The organism is Paenibacillus sp. OSY-SE, from assembly GCF_000283315.1.
Taxonomy (GTDB): domain Bacteria; phylum Bacillota; class Bacilli; order Paenibacillales; family Paenibacillaceae; genus Paenibacillus_B; species Paenibacillus_B profundus.
The window spans coordinates 46,845-64,652 of the sequence record NZ_ALKF01000168.1 but is presented as its reverse complement, the minus strand read 5'-3'; the positions used below and the strand labels follow the sequence as shown (position 1 = coordinate 64,652).

Here is a 17,808-nt window from a genome sequence, read left to right as displayed (position 1 = left end):
CCTTTACAAAGGGTACAGTTTATAGTGCCATAGGCTCTTTTTTCTTAAAAAGATTTGCTTTGCTTAGGGGACAAGGATCGGACTTGAGTGCTACAATAGGAATATTGATTTGAATGATCTGATAATGGGAAGGAGAGAGCGATGCCAAACCTGAAAAAGACGCTAGTAGCTGTATTGATGATCGTCATTTCGTTACTCTTACTCTCTCAGTTCAGCGGCATCGTTCCAACGTTCACGGAATCGGAGCCTTCACAGAACGAGGTTGCCAAGCATCCTCCACAGTCGAAGAAGAATGAAACATGGAAGCAGTTGAAAGTCGCTGTTCACTTATCGCCGATGTCTTTCATTCAGATGCGCAAATTGAACCAGACGTTTATAGATGAAACGGGCATCTTCGTTGAACTTGTGAACGCAAATGATGAACAGGTATCAGAACAATGGCCGCGTGAGCTGCAAATGCAAGACAGCGCGGATATAATATTGACGGACAGCAACTCAGTCAAATGGTATGCCCAAAAAGGGTGGCTGCTCCCGATGGAGCCATCTTCCAATGGCAGTGAAGCATCTCCAGCTTGGTTGAACGATCGGATTAAGTGGAACGGATATACATGGGCAGAGCCCGCACAGTTGGATCCGTATGTGTTGGTATGGAATAAAGACAAGCTCAAGTTCGGAACGCCGCTTCCATCGAAATGGGAGGACTGGAAGCAGTTGTTTGCATCGAAGGAGACTTCTTTACCATCGGTTGGTCAGCAGGGTTCTGGCGCGTTAGGCGGCGGAGAGCCGAAGAAGGAGGACCAGACTGCAGTACCGTCGGACGAGACACCTCCCACCGATCAACTGCCGGCAACATGGTTTGCTTGGCATGAGCAGGATGATTATGCGCTGCTATCCATGCTGTGGCGTCTTGGCCTTCTCATGCCCGAGTCCAATCCATCACCGGACGGACAGAAAGACTGGGTCACCACGCGTACGGTAAACGGAGCGGGGGCGACAGCTGTAACATGGAGTCAACACGTGTCAGAGCTAGAACCGTACCTCACCCACTTTAAAGCATGGAAGAAGGAAGCTAGCGGCAGTGAGACATGGGATTTGCTGAAATCCGGAGAAATCGGCTTTGCCATCGTCCCATACTCAGAAGCCGTATTGGAAGTAAGCGATCCGCTCGTCATTGAGCCGCCGGGAGAAGTCAAGCTGCCGGCGGGGCTATGGGTGGCCAGCCGCAGTTACGTTATCGCTGCACATTCACCTAACGAAGCCGAAGCAAGGCGTTGGATTGATTACATGACGCGTCTATCTGTCCAGCATGATTGGTATGATACGTTATCCGTACTTCCTGTGCACGAACAAGCCTACATGGAGCCGTGGAAGGACATCCTTCAGTGGCTGCCTCAGCCTTTTCTGCCCTATGATGTCAACGAAATCAATCTAATCCAGAAGGCAGGACCGTTGGAGTCCTGGATGGCCTCCGTTCGGCGGTGGATGGATGCGGATTTGACTAAAGCCCAATTAAATCAGGCTTGGCCGAAGAAATAGAAAGAAGAATCAGCAGACAATGGATGAATAATCTGCTGATTCTTTGTTTGCTCTACCATTTGACCGTTAATTGTACTGTGATTTGTTTATCAGTAATGGCGACGTCAGTTGCTTCTAAGAAAGAAACGAGCTTCTGTGGATAGAACCCGAGATCAAATTCTTGCTCCAAATCTTGACGCGTTGTATCTGGAAGTTCTAACCCGTTGAACAGCATTTGATCCACATGAAACAGAATTCTGTTCTCGGGCTCTGCTTCCAATGTATAGCGGCCTTCAATATGGACGCTTAGGCCGGAACGCTCTCCTTCTGCCGCAATGACACCTTCTTTGAACCGGAAGAAGAACTGTTCGAATATCGGATCCTGCTCTCGTAGAAATTGATTGAGCTGTTCCTCTTGTATCGTTATCGTATAGTTTTTGCCGTTCATGCTAATACTCCCACTTTTTTGCACGAAATCGGGGAGCTTCTGCATCGCGTCGGCTAGTGCGCGGAAATAGTGTCTAACTTCGAAGAGCCCGACATTCTTCCAATAGGTTGTGAATTCTTGAATGAGTCGGCTCATCGCTTGCGGGTCGCTGCTGTCAGCCAGATTCGTATCGAATTTCTCCCGCAGTGTAATTAAGCGCCCGCGCTGATTGACTAACCGCTTACGCACTTCAGTAAGCTCGTGTTCGGTTTGAGCCAAACTACGCCGCAGTTGATTCAGTTTGGTCAGCTGATTGGAGTATTCCTCCAATATTTCTTGGTCCGAATAAAAAAGTAGTCGAAAATAATCAAGCAACATGAACAAATCATCAAGTTCATCCGCAGACATGATAGCTTGCAGCATCATGTCGCGTTCACCGATATAATAAGCGCGCAGGACACGTCCCGCTTGCTCTCGTTTGTTCTCAAAAGCCGCTTCCTGCTTCAGAATCTCGGACTCTGTCTGCTTGCGGCTGGCGGCCGCTTCGGATTCTCGTGCCGAAATCCGCTCAATTTCTTTGTCGAGCTCGGTGATGGACAAGCTCTGCTGGAGCAATTGCTTCTCCTCTTCGGACGGCTGCTTGTTCCATGCCGCTGGCATTGTCGGCTCTGCGCGTGTCGCACCGGGGACCAAGGAAACGATAAATAGAATGATTAGCAGCGTAATAAGTGCGCGGTGCACACGCTTAACTTGTTGCATCAGGGTACCCCCTTTAAACGGTTTGCACAACATTATCGTATGTTGGGATGTAGTTGGACATGACCTGTTTACATACTATCGCAATAATCGTCATGCAAAGCTATGTATGGACGAATGGATGATAGGTCAATATCGTTGGACAAATTTTAACGGTTCGTGATCGAAAGAGGGCTTTCTAAACAACCTCTAACAGAGCAGAAAGGAAGGACTGCATGTTTCATTATCAGCCTAACTCCGTTCTCATTCAATACTTAATTAACCAAATCGAGCTTTCTTCCTGTAAAGCCATCCCTTTCTCAAAGTTTATGGAGATATGTTTATACCACTCAACGGAGGGCTATTATATGTCGGACCGCCCCAAGATTGGCCGGGACGGAGACTTCTACACAAGCTCGAATATCGGCACGATAATGGGTGACATGCTGGCCGTATATATACAGCGGCGCGCGAATGAACGAGGCTGGGATCCCAGCACGATTACGATTGTAGAATGGGGTGCAGGCACGGGGCGCCTCGCATCACAAATCCATCAGCGCTTGCGGCTTGACCGCTTCGAAGGCTATCAGCACGCGGTTATTGAAATGAGCCCGTATCATCAGCGGGTGTCAAGACAGCTCATGGAGAGCGAGCACATCTCAGTGCTTTGGTGGGACGAGGAGACGTTTCGCCAGGAAGCGGCGCAACGCCGGATCTTCTTTATCGCAAATGAATTGCTTGACGCCTTTCCCGTGGAGCGGGTTCGTCACCGTGACGGACGATATGAACAGTGCTTCGTCACATGGGATGCCGAGAAAGAACAGTTCATGCCACGGTGGATGACAGCGGCTTCCGAGGTCATTGACTGGTTGGAGCGTCATCATGTCGAACTATCGGATAACCAGATCTTCGACGCGGGTATGGCCATGTCCATCTGGTTAAGCAACGTGCTGCACCAGGCACAAGAGGCGGAGTTCGTGTTCATTGATTACGGTGACGATACGAACGAACTAACGGCTGCCCACCGGATGGAAGGGACACTGATGTGTTATCACCGCCACCAAGCGCACGATAACCCATGGATTCATATCGGAGAGCAGGACATGACGTCTATGGTTGATTTCGAAATATGCCAGCGTGTTGCCAAGCAAGCAAATGCATGGATTACAGGGTATTCCACCCAGAAAGCGTTCTTGTTGGAACAAGGGTTGTTGAATGAATTGCAGAATCATTGCAGCCTCGATCCGTTCAGCCCGGAATCGCGCCGGAATCGGGCGATACGGCAACTGTTGTTAAGCGATCAAATGAGCGAACGGTTTCACGTTTTGCTCTTGTCCCGTGCCACCTAACGGCAATTGACCGGTGGCGCCTGCAATGATGATTGACCAGCTATGCATCGTTTAAAAAATAGAGAACGGCCGAAACCCTAAGGGTTTCGGCCGTTCTTGTTCGTAACCGCTTCCGTAAAGCATTACGTCATTACGGTCAATTCGTCAGAACAGGTAAGGCAGCCTAGAATGGCTTGCCCATGATAAAGACGGTCCAGTACGAAAAACCGCTAAAGCATACAATCATGTACGCCCAGAACAGGAGTATATATGTACGCTCTGACAATTTCAAATAACCTAACAACACGAAGAAGGCGGTCTGCATGAAGAACAACAATGCCATTTCAATCATATCTCCAGCAAACGCCATCAGACCGATGACTAATGTCCAGAAGCCGAGTACGCGATACATCCGTGCCACGATTCATCCCCCTCTCGTTACGATCGGACCAACTTTTTCTAATGACATTATAGCCCTGATGGTACTTTGTGTAAACTGTTAAACGTGGCGAATTGGAAAATCTTTTATGTGAGCGCCATAGAAATGTGATATAACGCATGGACACACGCACGTATGTTTCCTAGGAAAAATGGATATACATTTTAATATCCGATAGATTCTATGAACTCTACCATGGGCATAGAGATGGAATAAGCGGTTTATTACCGTCGGTCCTTCCTCGTTTCAACACTTTGTTATTGTTGGTCGGAAAGGGGGGCTGTATACAACGAATATGATGAGCGATGTCGTTAGGAGGTTATAGCATGACAGCAATTAGACAAGATGCATGGACAGCGGACGATGATTTAATTTTGGCGGAAGTAACATTACGGCATATCCGAGAGGGCAGCACGCAGCTGGCTGCGTTTGAGGAGGTCGGAGAAAAGATTGGCCGTACGTCGGCAGCTTGCGGATTCCGGTGGAACAGTTGTGTGCGTAAAAAATATGAAGCCGCGATTCAATTGGCGAAGGCGCAGCGACAAAAACGAAACTTTTTGAAAAAGCAGCCTTTAGGTGCACAGGTGGCATCTATTGTGCTGAATGAAGGGGAAGAAGTTACGTTAAAATCAGAGATGATTACTGAAGACTCCCTTTCTATGGATATGGTCATTCGTTACTTGCGTCAATGGCGAAATAACTATCAAGATATATCTCGCCACATGAAGCATATGGAGAAAGAATTGCAAGACAAAGAGGAGCAGTGCAATCGCCTGCGGCAAGAGAATGAACAGCTTTCCAGACAAGTGAATGCTGTGCAGACCGATTACCGTACTGTAAATGATGATTATAAAGCGCTTATACAAATTATGGACCGAGCCCGTCGATTAGCCATCTTGAGCGAGGAAGAAGAGGACACGAAGACGCGTTTTCGCATGGATGCGAACGGGAACTTGGAGCGCATTGAATAAGCATTATGCTTCTTGAGCAAAAGGGGATTTTTTGAACAACCCCGATAGCTTCTAGATGATAACAGCAGCGGCAAGGAAAGCACCTGGCGAGAGAAGAACCTCTCACTTGGCGCTTTTTTTGTTTTTTTCGAGTCTGTCTGTTATAACTAAGGAACTAGAGAAAAAAAGCACAAGGAGAGATAGGGATGCGTATCGATATTATCGGCGCAGGGTCGCTCGGGATGCTGTGTGCGGCCCGTCTCCACGCCAGCCGTTCTAGATGGTCCATGGGAGAGGAACAGCTCAGCGGGGTTCGTCTATGGACCCGGACGGCAGAGCAAGCTCGGGCCATTCAAGCAGAGGGCATCATATATACCGACCATCAAGGACAAACCTTGCATGTATCCGGAATGGAGGCTTACCCTCTGGAAGAAGCTTATTCTATTCTACATGCAGCCGATGAGAAGGTTCACCTCATATGGCTGTTCGTTAAGCAAACACATATTCAGCCGATGCTGCTCGAGTCCTTGCGCAAGATGCGGCGCGCGACAGATGCGGCGCTTATTTGTTTCCAGAACGGTGTAGGGCATGCGGAAGCCTTATCTGGCGCGTGGCCTGTCGATGCAATGGGGCTTGCTGTGACGACGGAGGCGGCCCGCAGGCAGTCGTGGAATGAAGTCGTTCATACAGGGTTAGGCTCGACATGGATCGGTCCGGCCATCCCATCGAATAATAAGAAACATCTTCCACTTGATTTTTTATGTTTACCGACAAAGAACTTGCTAGAAAATGCAGGATTTCAGGCGTTTGTGTCGAACAACATCGAAGAAATGATCTATCAAAAGCTGCTTGTCAACGCAGTTATTAATCCGTTGACCGCGCTGCTGCGAGTGAAGAATGGGCAACTGCTCGCTACCGAGGAACGCATTTCTATAATGAAGGAGCTGTTTTATGAAGTGGTTGCCGTCTATGAAGCGGCGAAGTTGAAAGTGGACGTAGAGACGGATTGGGAGCGCGTCGTAACCATTTGCCGCATGACAGCTAATAATACTTCCTCCATGCTGCAGGATATACTAGAGGGCCGCAAGACGGAATGCGATGCCATTACGGGAGCGATCATCCGGCTCGGGGAAGTGCATTCAGTTGATACACCTGCACATGTAATGGTGTACCGTCTCATCCAGGCAAGCCAGTTCTAACAGCCAAGTCACCTATTAGAGGATGTTCAAAAAGTTCCCTTTGAAAGTGCTCTTTTGAACACGCACTATTACCCGAAAGGAGTGAGCCTTAACGACAATGTTGAAGTTATTGTCAGATGGTTTTGTCCTGTTTTCGATTCTTCCTTTTTTTCCGTTTATTATAGCTTGGTTTATCGGTTCATTCTGGATTAGCCCGAAAAAGAAAGCATTTATGCTGGCGATGGATGTTACGACCGCATTTCTCATTGCCTCGGTCGGCGGACTTTATAATACAATTTTAGATTCGAAGTCCGGGTTCTATTGGATATTGTTTATAATATTAATTGCTGCAGGGCTCTTTGGAGGGCTGCAGCACCGCAAGACCGGACAAATCGATATACGCAAACTTGCACGCATGATTTGGAGAATTTCATTTTTTATTTTAAGTTTTTTGTACATAATACTGCTCTTTATTGGCATTATTGTATATTGGGCAAGCGTGTAGCACGGCATGATACATATATTGACGAATTTCATTGCATAACCTGCTTTGACGGATGGAAGCCGCATTGTGTACAATCGAGACGATAGAGAGAGGGAGGCGGCTTACATGACATGGCCATTGTTGCACATTCCGGTTCAACAACCGTTGGCAGCTCATTATATCGAACATCAATCGTCCGTTATACAATCACTATACGAGTTTCATCCGGATGAAGATGTGGAGAAACGGGCCGAATGGCTGGACGGAGCTGAGCATCTGAGAGCGGATCGCTCCGAACTGGCACAGGTGCTGCGCCGATATAATCAACAGATGAACAACTGCCCGGCCGTGATGGAAGCCATTGATCGATTGGTGCAGAGCGAGGCACTCGTCGTCGTGGGAGGCCAGCAGGGAGGCTTGCTGACAGGACCGCTGCTAGTTATATATAAAGCGGTATCCATTATTCGTATGGCGCAGGAAGCAGAAGCCAGACTAGGACGTCCGGTCGTTCCGGTATTTTGGATTGCCGGAGAGGACCATGACTTCGATGAAGTCAATCATACTTATGTATTGAATCAGGAGCCGGCAGTGCAGCGGATTCGTATCGGGAAACCTCACGACTTGCGAGCCCCGGTCAGCCACGTGAAGCTTGAAGTGTCCGCATGGGAGTCCGTGCTGGCGGAAGTAGAGGAGTTGATGCCGTCTACCGAATTCAAACCAGCACTGATGGATGAGCTTCGGCAAATGGCGAAGTATTCTACGCTCTCAGACGCTTTTGCTCACATGATAGGGCGGCTGTTTGGGGAGTACGGGCTTGTGCTGATCGATTCAGCCGATCCAGCCATCCGGAAGCTGGAAGCTCCGATGTTCCAAGCCATCATCGAGGAGAACGATAGCTTGGAGGAAGCCTATGCCAAGAGCGAGCAAGATCTGCGCACAATGGGCTATACACCACAAGCGGAGCGTTCTGAACACAGTGCAAACTTATTTGTCATTCATGAAGGAGAGCGTCAACTGCTCCACAAAGAGAACGGCAGCTTTGTCGATCGGCATCGTACGCTCTCATGGAGCAAAGCGGAGTTGCTGAATAAAGCGGGGGCTTGCCCGCAGGAACTTAGCAACAATGTCTTGACACGCCCTTTAATGCAAGAATTTTTATTTCCGGTACTGGCAACGGTGCTTGGCCCTGGTGAGATTGCTTACTGGGCGCAGACGAAGCAAGCGTTTCGGACGCTTGGCATGCGGATGCCGCTTATTTGGCCGAGAATGAGCTTCACATGTATGGAAGGCACGCTCCAGAAGCTGCTTGTCAAATATGATTTGACGGCAGAGGATGTCATCCATCATTATGAAGAGAAGAAGGAATTGTGGTTGAAGTCGCAGGATGAACTTCATCTGGATGATCGCTTCGGCGAGCTGCGCCATGATGTAGATGCGCGTTATCGCGACATGCTGAGTGTCCTGAATGATGCGCTGCCTGCTCTAGGCCGTCTCGGCGAGACGAATCATGCCAAGGTGTTGGAGCAGATTGATTTCCTCCATCATCGGGCAAAGGACGCATTGCAGAAGCAGCATGAATCTGGCCTGCGGCAATGGGAACGGCTGAAGGTGACGCTGCACCCGAATAACAAACCGCAAGAGAGAGTCTTGAATATGATCATGTATGCCTGTCGTTACGGGGAAGGTTGGTTCAAGCCGGTGATGGATGCACCGGTCGTATGGAAAGGCGAGCATCGCCTGATTACGCTTTAGAACACGTCAGTAAGGTGAGGAATGCCAACTAATTATGATGTGGGAGGATGAACGTACCGATGAATAACGCAAATGCTGTAAACAACAGTGTTATCCGTGATATCGCTTTAGCTCCGGAAGGTCATTTAAAGATTGATTGGGTGCAGGCTCATATGCCTGTATTGAATCGCATTCGCGAACAATTTGAAGCTGAGCAGCCATTCAAAGGCTTGAAGGTGGCCATTTCGCTGCACTTGGAAGCGAAGACGGCTTATCTTGCCAAAGTGGTTCAAGCCGGGGGCGCACAGGTGACGATAACTGGCAGCAATCCGTTGTCTACGCAAGATGACGTATGTGCGGCGCTTGTGGAAGACGGAATTACGGTATTTGCAAAGTATGATCCGGAACCAGAAGAGTATAAGCAGTTGCTGATTCAGACGCTGGAGACGAAGCCGGATCTGATCATCGATGACGGCGGCGATTTGATTTCGATCCTTCACTCGGAGCGACCTGACTTGAGAGACCAAGTGCGCGGCGGTGCGGAGGAGACGACGACAGGCATTCTGCGTTTGAAAGCGATGGAGAAAGACGGTACGCTTCAATTCCCGATGGTTGCGGTAAACGATGCGTTCTGCAAATATTTGTTCGACAATCGTTACGGAACGGGTCAATCCGTCTGGGACGGCATTAACCGCACGACGAACTTGGTTGTTGCCGGCAAGACCGTCGTAGTAGTCGGATACGGCTGGTGCGGTAAAGGCGTGGCGATGCGCGCGAAGGGCCTTGGTGCGAACGTCGTCGTGACGGAAATCGACGCGATTAAAGGTGTGGAAGCCTATATGGATGGCTTCACAGTACTGCCGATGAGCGAAGCGGCCCGCATCGGAGATATCTTCGTCACCGTGACGGGGAATCGTGACGTCATCCGCGGCGAACATTACGATGTGATGAAGAATGGCGCTATTCTGTCCAATGCCGGTCACTTTGATATCGAGGTGAACAAGCCGGAATTGGAAGCACGTTCGCAAGGCGTGCGCACGGTTCGCAAGAACATTCAAGAATACAAGCTGAAGGATGGACGCAGCATTTATGTGCTCGCGGAAGGCCGCTTGGTCAACTTGGCCGCAGGCGACGGGCATCCGGCTGAGATTATGGACATGACATTTGCGCTGCAAGCGATGTCGTTGAAGTATGTGAACGAGCAATACGAGCGCATCGGCAAGGCAGTGGTCAATGTGCCTTATGAACTGGATGAGCAGGTAGCTCGCTTCAAGCTGGAGTCGCTTGGCATTTCCATTGACAAGCTGACCGCTGAGCAAGCTTCCTACCTCGACAGCTGGCAAGAGCATTAATCGGACAAGAGGTCGTTCTCGAAGACCCTTTTTATCACGAAGCATCCTAAGAGATCAGGAATACGTATGTAGAACAATGCCGTCATCAGCCATGAAGCTGGTGGCGGCATCTTTTATCCACTCTCCCAATGCTTCAGATTGCGTAATGAATAGCTTGGTATTGAAGCGGTATCGTGCTCATTTTCTGAATTGTTGGAATAGTGGGCTACAGGGATGAACCCACCTTCAATGAGAAAGCTGTTTCGCGCGATTGCTGGAGCAAGCCAGTCTTCTTATTTCCTATGCAACAAATCTTTTCCAACCCCCGTCAGTAGCTGTAGAGGTTTTGAAGACGATTGTATAGCGTATGAACAGCACCTAGAGCATCTATACGATGCATCCATACGAACATGAAAAAGGGGGAGTATGGCATGGAAAAGCTTGGGCGTATTGAAAAGGAAAGCGGTGTCAGGCCGGTGTTTTTAAGCAGGACATGGATGTTAGGCAAAGCATTGATAGCAGGTTGGCTTGCATTTGCCTTGCTATTAGGCGGGTGTTCCGCATCCTCCTCCGAGGATGCTGCATCGATCGGCAAGAACGAAGCGGCGGCCGACATGAATACGTCGTCACAGGAGAGCAGCCAGGCTGTTCAGAGTGAACACCCGAACGGGGTGCAGGCTGGATTCAACGGCTCGCAGGCACCAGCCGCGAAGCCGCAGCGCAAGCTGATTTATCAGGCCAATCTGCGTATGGAAGTGAAGGATTATGAGACGGCGAAGCAGCGCATGAATCGGCTGATCGAATCATCGGGAGCGTATATTATGCAGTTTTCCGATGAGGAGTCCGACTATGAACGCGGAGGGACATATGTCATTAAGGTGCCGGCTGCGGGCTTCCAATCCTTCGTTGACGAGCTTGGAAAATGGGATTACATTGATTACAACCGCCAGTATTCGGCCAACGACGTCACCGAGGAATATGTGGATTTGGAAGCGCGGCTGAAAGCGCAGCGGGCGGTTGAGGCGAGACTGCTGTCCTTTATGGAGAAAGCGACGAAGTCGGCGGATTTGCTTAGCTTTTCCAAGGAGCTTGCGGACGTACAGTCGAATATCGAGCAGATTGTCGGCCGCATGCGTTATTTTGATACGAATGTGGCGATGTCCACGATTGAAATGAGGTTATATCAGACATTGAAGCCGGTGGCTAACAAAGCGCTGGAGGAAGCGTTCGGCACGCAGATCGCGTCGGCGTTAAGTCAAAGCTGGGATGCGCTCGTGCAAATTGTGAAAACGTTTGTGCTGGCGCTTGTAGCCATTCTGCCGTTCGCCTGTGCCGGCTTACTTGTCGGGGTGCCTATCTGGCTAATTGTGCGAAGACAGAACAAGGGCAAGAAGAAAGATAGAACGTTCCTCGCACATCAACCAATGTCATCGCTTACGGATGCAGCGCTTGTCAAGAAGGAAATAGACGAAGCAAACGATGAAACAAATCATCGAAAGGCTAGGGAAGATCCAAATAACCCATAATCAACTAATATAAAAATCCTGCTAATTAGCAGGATTTTTTATGTTCATGGCGAAGTATACAAACGTTGTGGAGGAAAGTGGAGCGCAGTGGTGAATTTAGGGGGAGGAGTGGTGGCAGATGTTTATGGGCGAATATCAACATAGCATCGATGACAAAGGCCGCATGATCATTCCTGCCAAACTGCGCGATTCCTTAGGCTCCAACTTTGTGTTGACACGAGGCTTGGATCAATGTTTGTTTGTCTATCCTATGGATGAATGGGGCTTGCTTGAGCAGAAGCTGAAGGCATTGCCTCTGATGAAGGCCGATGCACGTGCGTTCACCCGTTTTTTCTTCTCCGGAGCTACCGAATGTGAATGGGACAAGCAAGGCCGCATCAACATCCCCAACCATTTGCGCCAATACGCGCATCTCGATAAAGAATGTATGGTCATTGGTGTACAGAACCGAGTGGAGATTTGGAGTAAAGACGCTTGGGAACAATATGTATTACAGTCGGAATCTACGTTTAATGAAATTGCCGAAACGTTGGTGGACTTTAATTTCTAGGTGTACATTTTATGATGCGCCACCGATAACAGCTTAGATGGAAACCGATATACTAGGAGGAATTTGCGTTGTTTCATCATATTACCGTGCTAAAAGAGGAGTCGGTCGAAGGTTTGCGTATTCGTCCTGACGGAATATATGTCGACTGTACCTTGGGTGGTGCGGGACATAGCGAACGAATCGCTTCTATGCTTTCCGAGTCGGGGCGTCTTATCGCGCTGGATCAAGATGATTGGGCGCTTGAGAACGCCAAATCCCGTCTTGCTCCGTACATGGATCGGGTGACGTTAATCAAGAAGAACTTCCGGCATTTAGAAGAAGCTCTGCTGGAAGCGGATGTCCCGCAGTGTGACGGCGTTCCGCTTGTGGACGGCATCTTGTTCGACTTGGGTGTGTCTTCTCCGCAGCTTGACGAAGGGGAACGCGGATTCAGCTACAATCATGATGCGCCGCTTGATATGCGGATGGATCAAAATGCGGAATTGACTGCGCACGAAATCGTTAACGAGTGGTCGGAAGCGGACATTGCCCGCATTCTGTTTGAGTACGGCGAAGAGAAATTCGCACGGCGCATTGCCCGGGAAATGGTCACGGCAAGGGCGAAGCATCCGATCGAGACAACCGGAGAATTAGCAGAGCTTGTGAAGGCTGGAATTCCGGCAGCAGCAAGGCGTACGGGGGGACACCCTGCCAAGCGAAGCTTTCAAGCGCTTAGAATCGCGGTGAATGACGAGCTTGGCGCTTTCGAGGATGCGCTGCATCAAGCGGTTCGCTGCTTGAAGCGGGAGGGCAGAGTTGCCGTAATTACTTTCCATTCGCTCGAAGATCGAATATGCAAACGGATTATGAACAGCTATGTCGGGAAATGCCAATGCCCGCCTGATTTGCCGATGTGCGCATGTGGCAAAACCGAAATCTTGACATTTATAAAGCGTAAGCCGATTGTTCCTGGTGAAGAGGAGTTGACACTCAATCCGCGTTCGCGTTCAGCAAAATTGCGCGTTGCTGAAAAAATGATATAAGGGGGAAAGCAGAAGATGGCATATGTGCGTGGCAATTTGGCAGTACGCCCGGAACGACAGCAACAACGGACACCAAAGTATCGTCAGACGAAAAAGACGGTAACTCGCAAAGCTGCGCTTCCTACACGCGAGAAGCTGCTATATTTATTAACCGTCTTGCTCTGTGCGACGATCGCTTTTTTTATCATCTCGCGCTACGCACATATTTACAACACGAATCTGCAAGTGCAAGAGATGAAGCGGACGACCGTGGCTCTTCAGAATGAAGCATCGGTATTGCGTGTAGAAATAGAGAAGTTGTCAGACTGGAAACGAATTGAGCAATTTGCCAAGGAAAACGGACTCATCACACCAGATCAGCCTCTGGAAATAGAAGTATACAAACAAGCAGGGAACGAATAAACGAGGGATGAAGATGGTCAAACGAATCAAGTTGCGCACGTTGGCGATCGGGGGTTTATTCACCCTCTTTTTTGTTGTCATCGTAGGGCGATTGTTCTGGTATCAAGTGTGGAATCAGGAGTTCTGGATGAACGAGGCGAAGGCATCGTGGTCGGTCAAACGCGAATTGGCGCCGACCCGCGGCACCGTCTATGATCAGAAGGGTGAAGTGCTGGTCATGGATGCCCCGGCCTATACGGTGGCGGTCGGTCCCAGAGTCATTCAAGAGCTGAGGACTTCAAACAAGCTTGTAGAGAAAAACATCGACGTAGAGCGGCTAATCGTGGATGAACTGCATAAAGTGCTGAAAAAACCGGAAAACGAGCTGTACAATTTGGTGCGCAGCAAGCAAGATACCGGTGAATATTATATTAATCGCGAGGTCCGCAGTGAAGGCTGGAAGGTTGAAGAAGAAACGGCGGAGCAGCTTCGCCAATTTGTTAGCGAGCTAAAAGAGGAGACCGGATTAAAGGACGTCGGTCTCTATTTGATGCCAGAGGTAAAGCGTTTCTATGCCAAGAACAAACTCGCATCGCACGTGCTTGGCTATACGGATAAACAAGGCGAGCCTATCGGCGGCATAGAGGAAATGTTTGACGAACAATTAAAAGGGACGCCAGGCGTCATTCAGTATGAAAAAGACCGAATTGGCAACAAGCTGCCGACCGCTTCAGAAGTATATAAGCCAGAGAAGGATGGGCAGAACATCTATCTGACGATCGATCGCACGATCCAGCAATATATCGAGGATGAAATGCGAGAGGTATATAACAGATATAGTCCGCACAGCATGACCGTCATTGCGGCTGATCCGAAGACAGGTGATATATTAGGCCTGGCAAATATGCCGGATTTCAATCCGAACAAATATTGGGAAGCGAGTAACATCCGTAACTTCTATAATCCTGCCATTCAAGCACGGTACGAGCCGGGCTCGACCTTTAAAATCGTTACGTTGGCGGCCGCTGTGGAGGAAGGTATATTTGACCCGAATGCGTACTTTGAGTCCGGGAGCATTCGCGCCGGCGGACGAAAGATTCACGACGTTAATCGTGTCGGATGGGGGACGATTAGTTATTTGGAAGGGTTGAAGCGTTCCAGTAACGTCGCTTTCGTCAAGTTGGGCTTTGAACAGTTGCAGGAAGAAAGAATGAAGTCATATATTGAAAAGTTTGGATTCGGCAAGCCGACGGGGATTGAGCTTCCGTGGGAAAATAGCGGGCAGATTCAATTCCAATATCCTGCCGACGTGGCAGCGGCATCATACGGTCATGGTAAAGTTCTGGTGACGCCGATTCAACAGATTATGGCCGTATCCGCCGTCGCGAACGGAGGCAAGCTGATGAAGCCGCATCTCGTGCGCAGGACGGAAGATCTGGTGACTGGCAAGGTGACGGAACGGGAGCCCGAGATCGTAAGGCAAGTCATTAAACCGGACGTGGCGAAGCAAGTTAGTGAATATTTGGAGCAGGTTGTAGCCGATCAGAAAATAGGTACAGGTAAAAACGCCTATATTGAGGGCTACCGCGTAGCCGGAAAGACCGGTACCGCCTTGAAGGTCATCAATGGCGAATACGATTCGCAGCGTGCGGTCGTATCGTTCGTCGGCTATGCTCCGGTGGAAGATCCGCGCATTGCCGTGCTTATCGTTGTCGATGATCCGCAAGATTACTGGGAAGGCGGCGGCTTCGTAGCTCCGTTCATGTTCAAGAAGATTGCGAGTCAATCGCTCCGCTATATGGGCGTGCCGACATCGCATGAAATGAAAGACAATGGCAGCAAGAAAGGCCCTGTGCCTATTATTAAGGCACCAAATATTCAAGGCTTAAAGCCGTATGATGCAAAGCGAAAATTGGGGGAAGATGGAATTGTCTTCGAGACGGTAGGTGCCGGCAGTGTCGTAAAAAGGCAATATCCTGCCCCAGGCGAGCCGCTTGCTACCGGGCAGCGTATTTATTTGCTCACCGATGAGCCGGAGAAGCTTCCACTGCCGAATCTAAAAGGCAAGTCGCTGCGTGACGTTATGGAAATTACATCGCTGTTGAATTGGAAGGTTCGGATCGATGGAGAAGGATACGTAACGGAACAGAAGACGTCGACGGAGAACGGGCAGCGTATGGTTGAAATTAAATTGGCACCTAAAAGAACGTAGCTTGTTCTATCCCCTGGTTGTCCCGAATAGGTTGGTTATGAACCAATGTCGGACAAAGGAGGGGATACCGTGAAAGTATCAGGCGTAACGGTCCGCAAGCGGCTTATTATCGGGATAGGATTAGTTTCACTTGGCTTTATCGCTCTCATTGTGCGTCTGGCCTATGTTCAGCTCTGGGAAGGCGGAGAGCTGTCTGCGCAGGCGGAGGAGCTGTGGAGGAGAAACATTCCCGTCACATCGAAGCGCGGCGAAATATGGGACCGCAACGGTGAGCGATTAGCCTATAATATTAGCTCCCCTACGATTATGGCGGTTCCGGCGCAGATTAAAGATGCGAAGAGCACGGCAGCTCAGTTGGCATCCGTGTTAGGCATCAAATCGGAAGATGTGGAGCGAATCATTACGAAACGGCAATCTTCGGTATATATTAAGCCGGGAGGCCGCAAAATATCGCTCGAAACGGCACAAAAAGTGCGTGATCTCAACTTGCCGGGCATCGTCGTTGCAGAGGATAATAAGAGGTATTATCCGTTTGGTGATTTCGCTTCCCACATACTAGGCTTTACAGGCGGATATAATCAAGGCTTGACAGGCATTGAACAGAGATACAACACCGCTCTGAACGGCATTGCGGGGAACGTCTCTTTTCTGGCAGATGCGGCAGGAAGACAGATGCCGAACTCATCAGAAAAATACGTCCAACCGCAAGATGGATTAAATTTGCAATTGACGATTGACAAGCAGATACAGACAATAATGGAGCGGGAACTTGATCAGGCGATGCTTGATTTGAAGCCGAAGCAGATCGTCTCGATCGCCATGGACCCGAAATCGGGTGAAATATTGGCGATGGCGAGCCGTCCGAATTACGACCCGGGAAAATACCAAGAGTATCCTGTTGAGGTGTATAACCGCAATTTGCCGATTTGGATGATGTATGAACCTGGATCGACCTTTAAAATAATTACGCTCGCAGCGGCGCTCGAAGAGGGCAAGGTGAATTTGTACAACGAGCATTTCTTCGATCCCGGCCGCATTGAAGTGGGAGGCGCCAGACTCCGCTGCTGGAAGAAGGGCGGGCACGGCAGCCAGACCTTCCTCGAAGTGGTGGAAAACTCCTGCAACCCCGGGTTCGTCGCGCTGGGTCAACGTTTGGGAAAAGAGTCGTTATTCGACTACATACGCAATTTCGGATTCGGGCAGAAGACGGGGATTGATTTGAGCGGGGAAGCAAGCGGGATTCTGTTCAAATTGAATCGCGTCGGACCGGTGGAGCTGGCTACGACAGCCTTCGGACAAGGGGTATCCGTTACGCCGATTCAGCAAATTGCCGCGGTATCGGCTGCGATAAACGGCGGAAAATTGTACCGTCCTCACATCGCCAAGTCCTTTCATCATCCGGAAACGGGGATGGTTGTCGATGAAGTGAAGCCGGAGATCGTGCGTCAAGTCATTTCGCCGGAAACGTCTGCTAAGGTGCGTGACGCGTTGGAGCATGTCGTGGCGCAAGGCACAGGGAGGAATGCCTTCATCGATGGCTACCGTGTAGGCGGGAAGACCGGTACTGCACAGAAGGTCGTGAACGGCAGATATTCACCAGACGAGCACATCGTATCATTCATCGGATTTGCGCCTGCAGATGATCCGAAGATCGTCATTTATACGGCGGTCGATGATCCGCAAGGCATCCAATTTGGAGGACTTGTGGCAGCGCCAATCGTCAAACGTATTATGGAGGATGCGCTCCATTATATGGGAGTAGAGGCGCGTGAAAAACAGGTGACGCGCAAATATAGATACGATGAAACGCCAATTGTTGCGGTGCCGAATCTGATGGGCAAGACGTTATCCGATATTTACGAAGATATGAATATGAATTTTCAATTAGCGAAATCCGGCACTGGTCCGACGGTCATTCATCAAGCGCCTAAGCCGGGAACCCGGGTGGAGCGCGGATCGACGATTCGCATTTACATGGGACAAGAGACGGAGGAATAAA

General features: G+C 49.6%; 15 protein-coding genes. 13 read left to right on the top strand and 2 right to left on the bottom strand.

Features of this window, described 5'->3' with window-relative positions; all coding sequences use genetic code 11:
* Window positions 1-141: 141 nt before the first annotated feature.
* Entirely contained in the window at window positions 142-1,536 is a 1,395-nt protein-coding gene (locus tag A372_RS0109775) for an extracellular solute-binding protein (RefSeq protein WP_019420661.1), read from the top strand.
* A gap of 52 nt (window positions 1,537-1,588) precedes the next feature.
* On the opposite strand, the gene A372_RS0109770 is transcribed toward A372_RS0109775, so the two are convergent.
* Complete coding sequence (locus A372_RS0109770; RefSeq protein WP_019420660.1) at window positions 1,589-2,701, bottom strand: hypothetical protein; 1,113 nt, start codon at window positions 2,699-2,701, stop codon at window positions 1,589-1,591.
* Between the two features lie 344 nt (window positions 2,702-3,045).
* On the opposite strand from A372_RS0109770, the gene A372_RS0109765 reads away from it, so the two are divergent.
* Window positions 3,046-4,026, top strand: coding sequence for an SAM-dependent methyltransferase (locus A372_RS0109765; protein ID WP_019420659.1), 981 nt, complete (start codon window positions 3,046-3,048; stop codon window positions 4,024-4,026).
* Window positions 4,027-4,189: 163 nt separating this feature from the next.
* Here the strand turns inward: A372_RS0109765 and A372_RS0109760 are convergent, their stop codons facing one another.
* The gene (locus A372_RS0109760) at window positions 4,190-4,426 is read right to left on the bottom strand and encodes a DUF2626 domain-containing protein (RefSeq protein ID WP_019420658.1); all 237 of its coding nucleotides are present in this window, start codon (window positions 4,424-4,426) and stop codon (window positions 4,190-4,192) included.
* A gap of 344 nt (window positions 4,427-4,770) precedes the next feature.
* On the opposite strand from A372_RS0109760, the gene A372_RS0109755 reads away from it, so the two are divergent.
* From A372_RS0109755 to A372_RS0109705, 11 genes are all read left to right on the top strand, one after another.
* On the top strand, window positions 4,771-5,415 hold the full coding sequence (locus tag A372_RS0109755; protein WP_019420657.1) for an RsfA family transcriptional regulator: 645 nt from the start codon (window positions 4,771-4,773) through the stop codon (window positions 5,413-5,415).
* Window positions 5,416-5,600: 185 nt separating this feature from the next.
* The gene (locus A372_RS0109750) at window positions 5,601-6,593 is read left to right on the top strand and encodes a ketopantoate reductase family protein (RefSeq protein WP_019420656.1); all 993 of its coding nucleotides are present in this window, start codon (window positions 5,601-5,603) and stop codon (window positions 6,591-6,593) included.
* 97 nt (window positions 6,594-6,690) lie between these two features.
* The gene (locus A372_RS0109745) at window positions 6,691-7,077 is read left to right on the top strand and encodes a DUF3397 domain-containing protein (RefSeq protein WP_019420655.1); all 387 of its coding nucleotides are present in this window, start codon (window positions 6,691-6,693) and stop codon (window positions 7,075-7,077) included.
* A gap of 105 nt (window positions 7,078-7,182) precedes the next feature.
* Complete coding sequence (bshC, locus tag A372_RS0109740; protein WP_019420654.1) at window positions 7,183-8,808, top strand: bacillithiol biosynthesis cysteine-adding enzyme BshC; 1,626 nt, start codon at window positions 7,183-7,185, stop codon at window positions 8,806-8,808.
* A gap of 59 nt (window positions 8,809-8,867) precedes the next feature.
* Complete coding sequence (locus tag A372_RS0109735; protein WP_019420653.1) at window positions 8,868-10,139, top strand: adenosylhomocysteinase; 1,272 nt, start codon at window positions 8,868-8,870, stop codon at window positions 10,137-10,139.
* 410 nt (window positions 10,140-10,549) lie between these two features.
* The gene (locus tag A372_RS35410) at window positions 10,550-11,644 is read left to right on the top strand and encodes a DUF4349 domain-containing protein (protein WP_019420652.1); all 1,095 of its coding nucleotides are present in this window, start codon (window positions 10,550-10,552) and stop codon (window positions 11,642-11,644) included.
* Window positions 11,645-11,762: 118 nt separating this feature from the next.
* Entirely contained in the window at window positions 11,763-12,194 is a 432-nt protein-coding gene (gene mraZ / locus A372_RS0109725; RefSeq protein WP_019420651.1) for a division/cell wall cluster transcriptional repressor MraZ, read from the top strand.
* 68 nt (window positions 12,195-12,262) lie between these two features.
* Window positions 12,263-13,216 carry a 16S rRNA (cytosine(1402)-N(4))-methyltransferase RsmH gene (gene rsmH / locus A372_RS0109720; RefSeq protein WP_019420650.1) on the top strand — a complete coding sequence of 318 codons (954 nt, stop codon included), beginning with the start codon at window positions 12,263-12,265 and terminating at the stop codon, window positions 13,214-13,216.
* Between the two features lie 15 nt (window positions 13,217-13,231).
* Window positions 13,232-13,618, top strand: a complete 387-nt coding sequence (ftsL, locus tag A372_RS0109715) for a cell division protein FtsL (RefSeq protein ID WP_019420649.1) — start codon at window positions 13,232-13,234, stop codon at window positions 13,616-13,618.
* Between the two features lie 13 nt (window positions 13,619-13,631).
* Complete coding sequence (locus tag A372_RS0109710; protein WP_019420648.1) at window positions 13,632-15,809, top strand: penicillin-binding transpeptidase domain-containing protein; 2,178 nt, start codon at window positions 13,632-13,634, stop codon at window positions 15,807-15,809.
* A gap of 69 nt (window positions 15,810-15,878) precedes the next feature.
* Window positions 15,879-17,807: a stage V sporulation protein D gene (locus tag A372_RS0109705; RefSeq protein ID WP_019420647.1), complete on the top strand. Its 1,929-nt coding sequence runs from the start codon at window positions 15,879-15,881 to the stop codon at window positions 17,805-17,807.
* Window position 17,808: the final 1 nt, after the last annotated feature.

Coding starts and splice junctions, on each gene's coding strand:
- A372_RS0109775 (WP_019420661.1), top strand. CDS start 142: ATGCCAAACCTGAAAAAGACGCTAGTAGCTGTATTGATGATCGTCATT.
- A372_RS0109770 (WP_019420660.1), bottom strand. CDS start 2,701: ATGCAACAAGTTAAGCGTGTGCACCGCGCACTTATTACGCTGCTAATC.
- A372_RS0109765 (WP_019420659.1), top strand. CDS start 3,046: ATGTCGGACCGCCCCAAGATTGGCCGGGACGGAGACTTCTACACAAGC.
- A372_RS0109755 (WP_019420657.1), top strand. CDS start 4,771: ATGACAGCAATTAGACAAGATGCATGGACAGCGGACGATGATTTAATT.
- A372_RS0109750 (WP_019420656.1), top strand. CDS start 5,601: ATGCGTATCGATATTATCGGCGCAGGGTCGCTCGGGATGCTGTGTGCG.
- A372_RS0109745 (WP_019420655.1), top strand. CDS start 6,691: ATGTTGAAGTTATTGTCAGATGGTTTTGTCCTGTTTTCGATTCTTCCT.
- bshC (WP_019420654.1), top strand. CDS start 7,183: ATGACATGGCCATTGTTGCACATTCCGGTTCAACAACCGTTGGCAGCT.
- A372_RS0109735 (WP_019420653.1), top strand. CDS start 8,868: ATGAATAACGCAAATGCTGTAAACAACAGTGTTATCCGTGATATCGCT.
- A372_RS35410 (WP_019420652.1), top strand. CDS start 10,550: ATGGAAAAGCTTGGGCGTATTGAAAAGGAAAGCGGTGTCAGGCCGGTG.
- mraZ (WP_019420651.1), top strand. CDS start 11,763: ATGTTTATGGGCGAATATCAACATAGCATCGATGACAAAGGCCGCATG.
- ftsL (WP_019420649.1), top strand. CDS start 13,232: ATGGCATATGTGCGTGGCAATTTGGCAGTACGCCCGGAACGACAGCAA.
- A372_RS0109710 (WP_019420648.1), top strand. CDS start 13,632: ATGGTCAAACGAATCAAGTTGCGCACGTTGGCGATCGGGGGTTTATTC.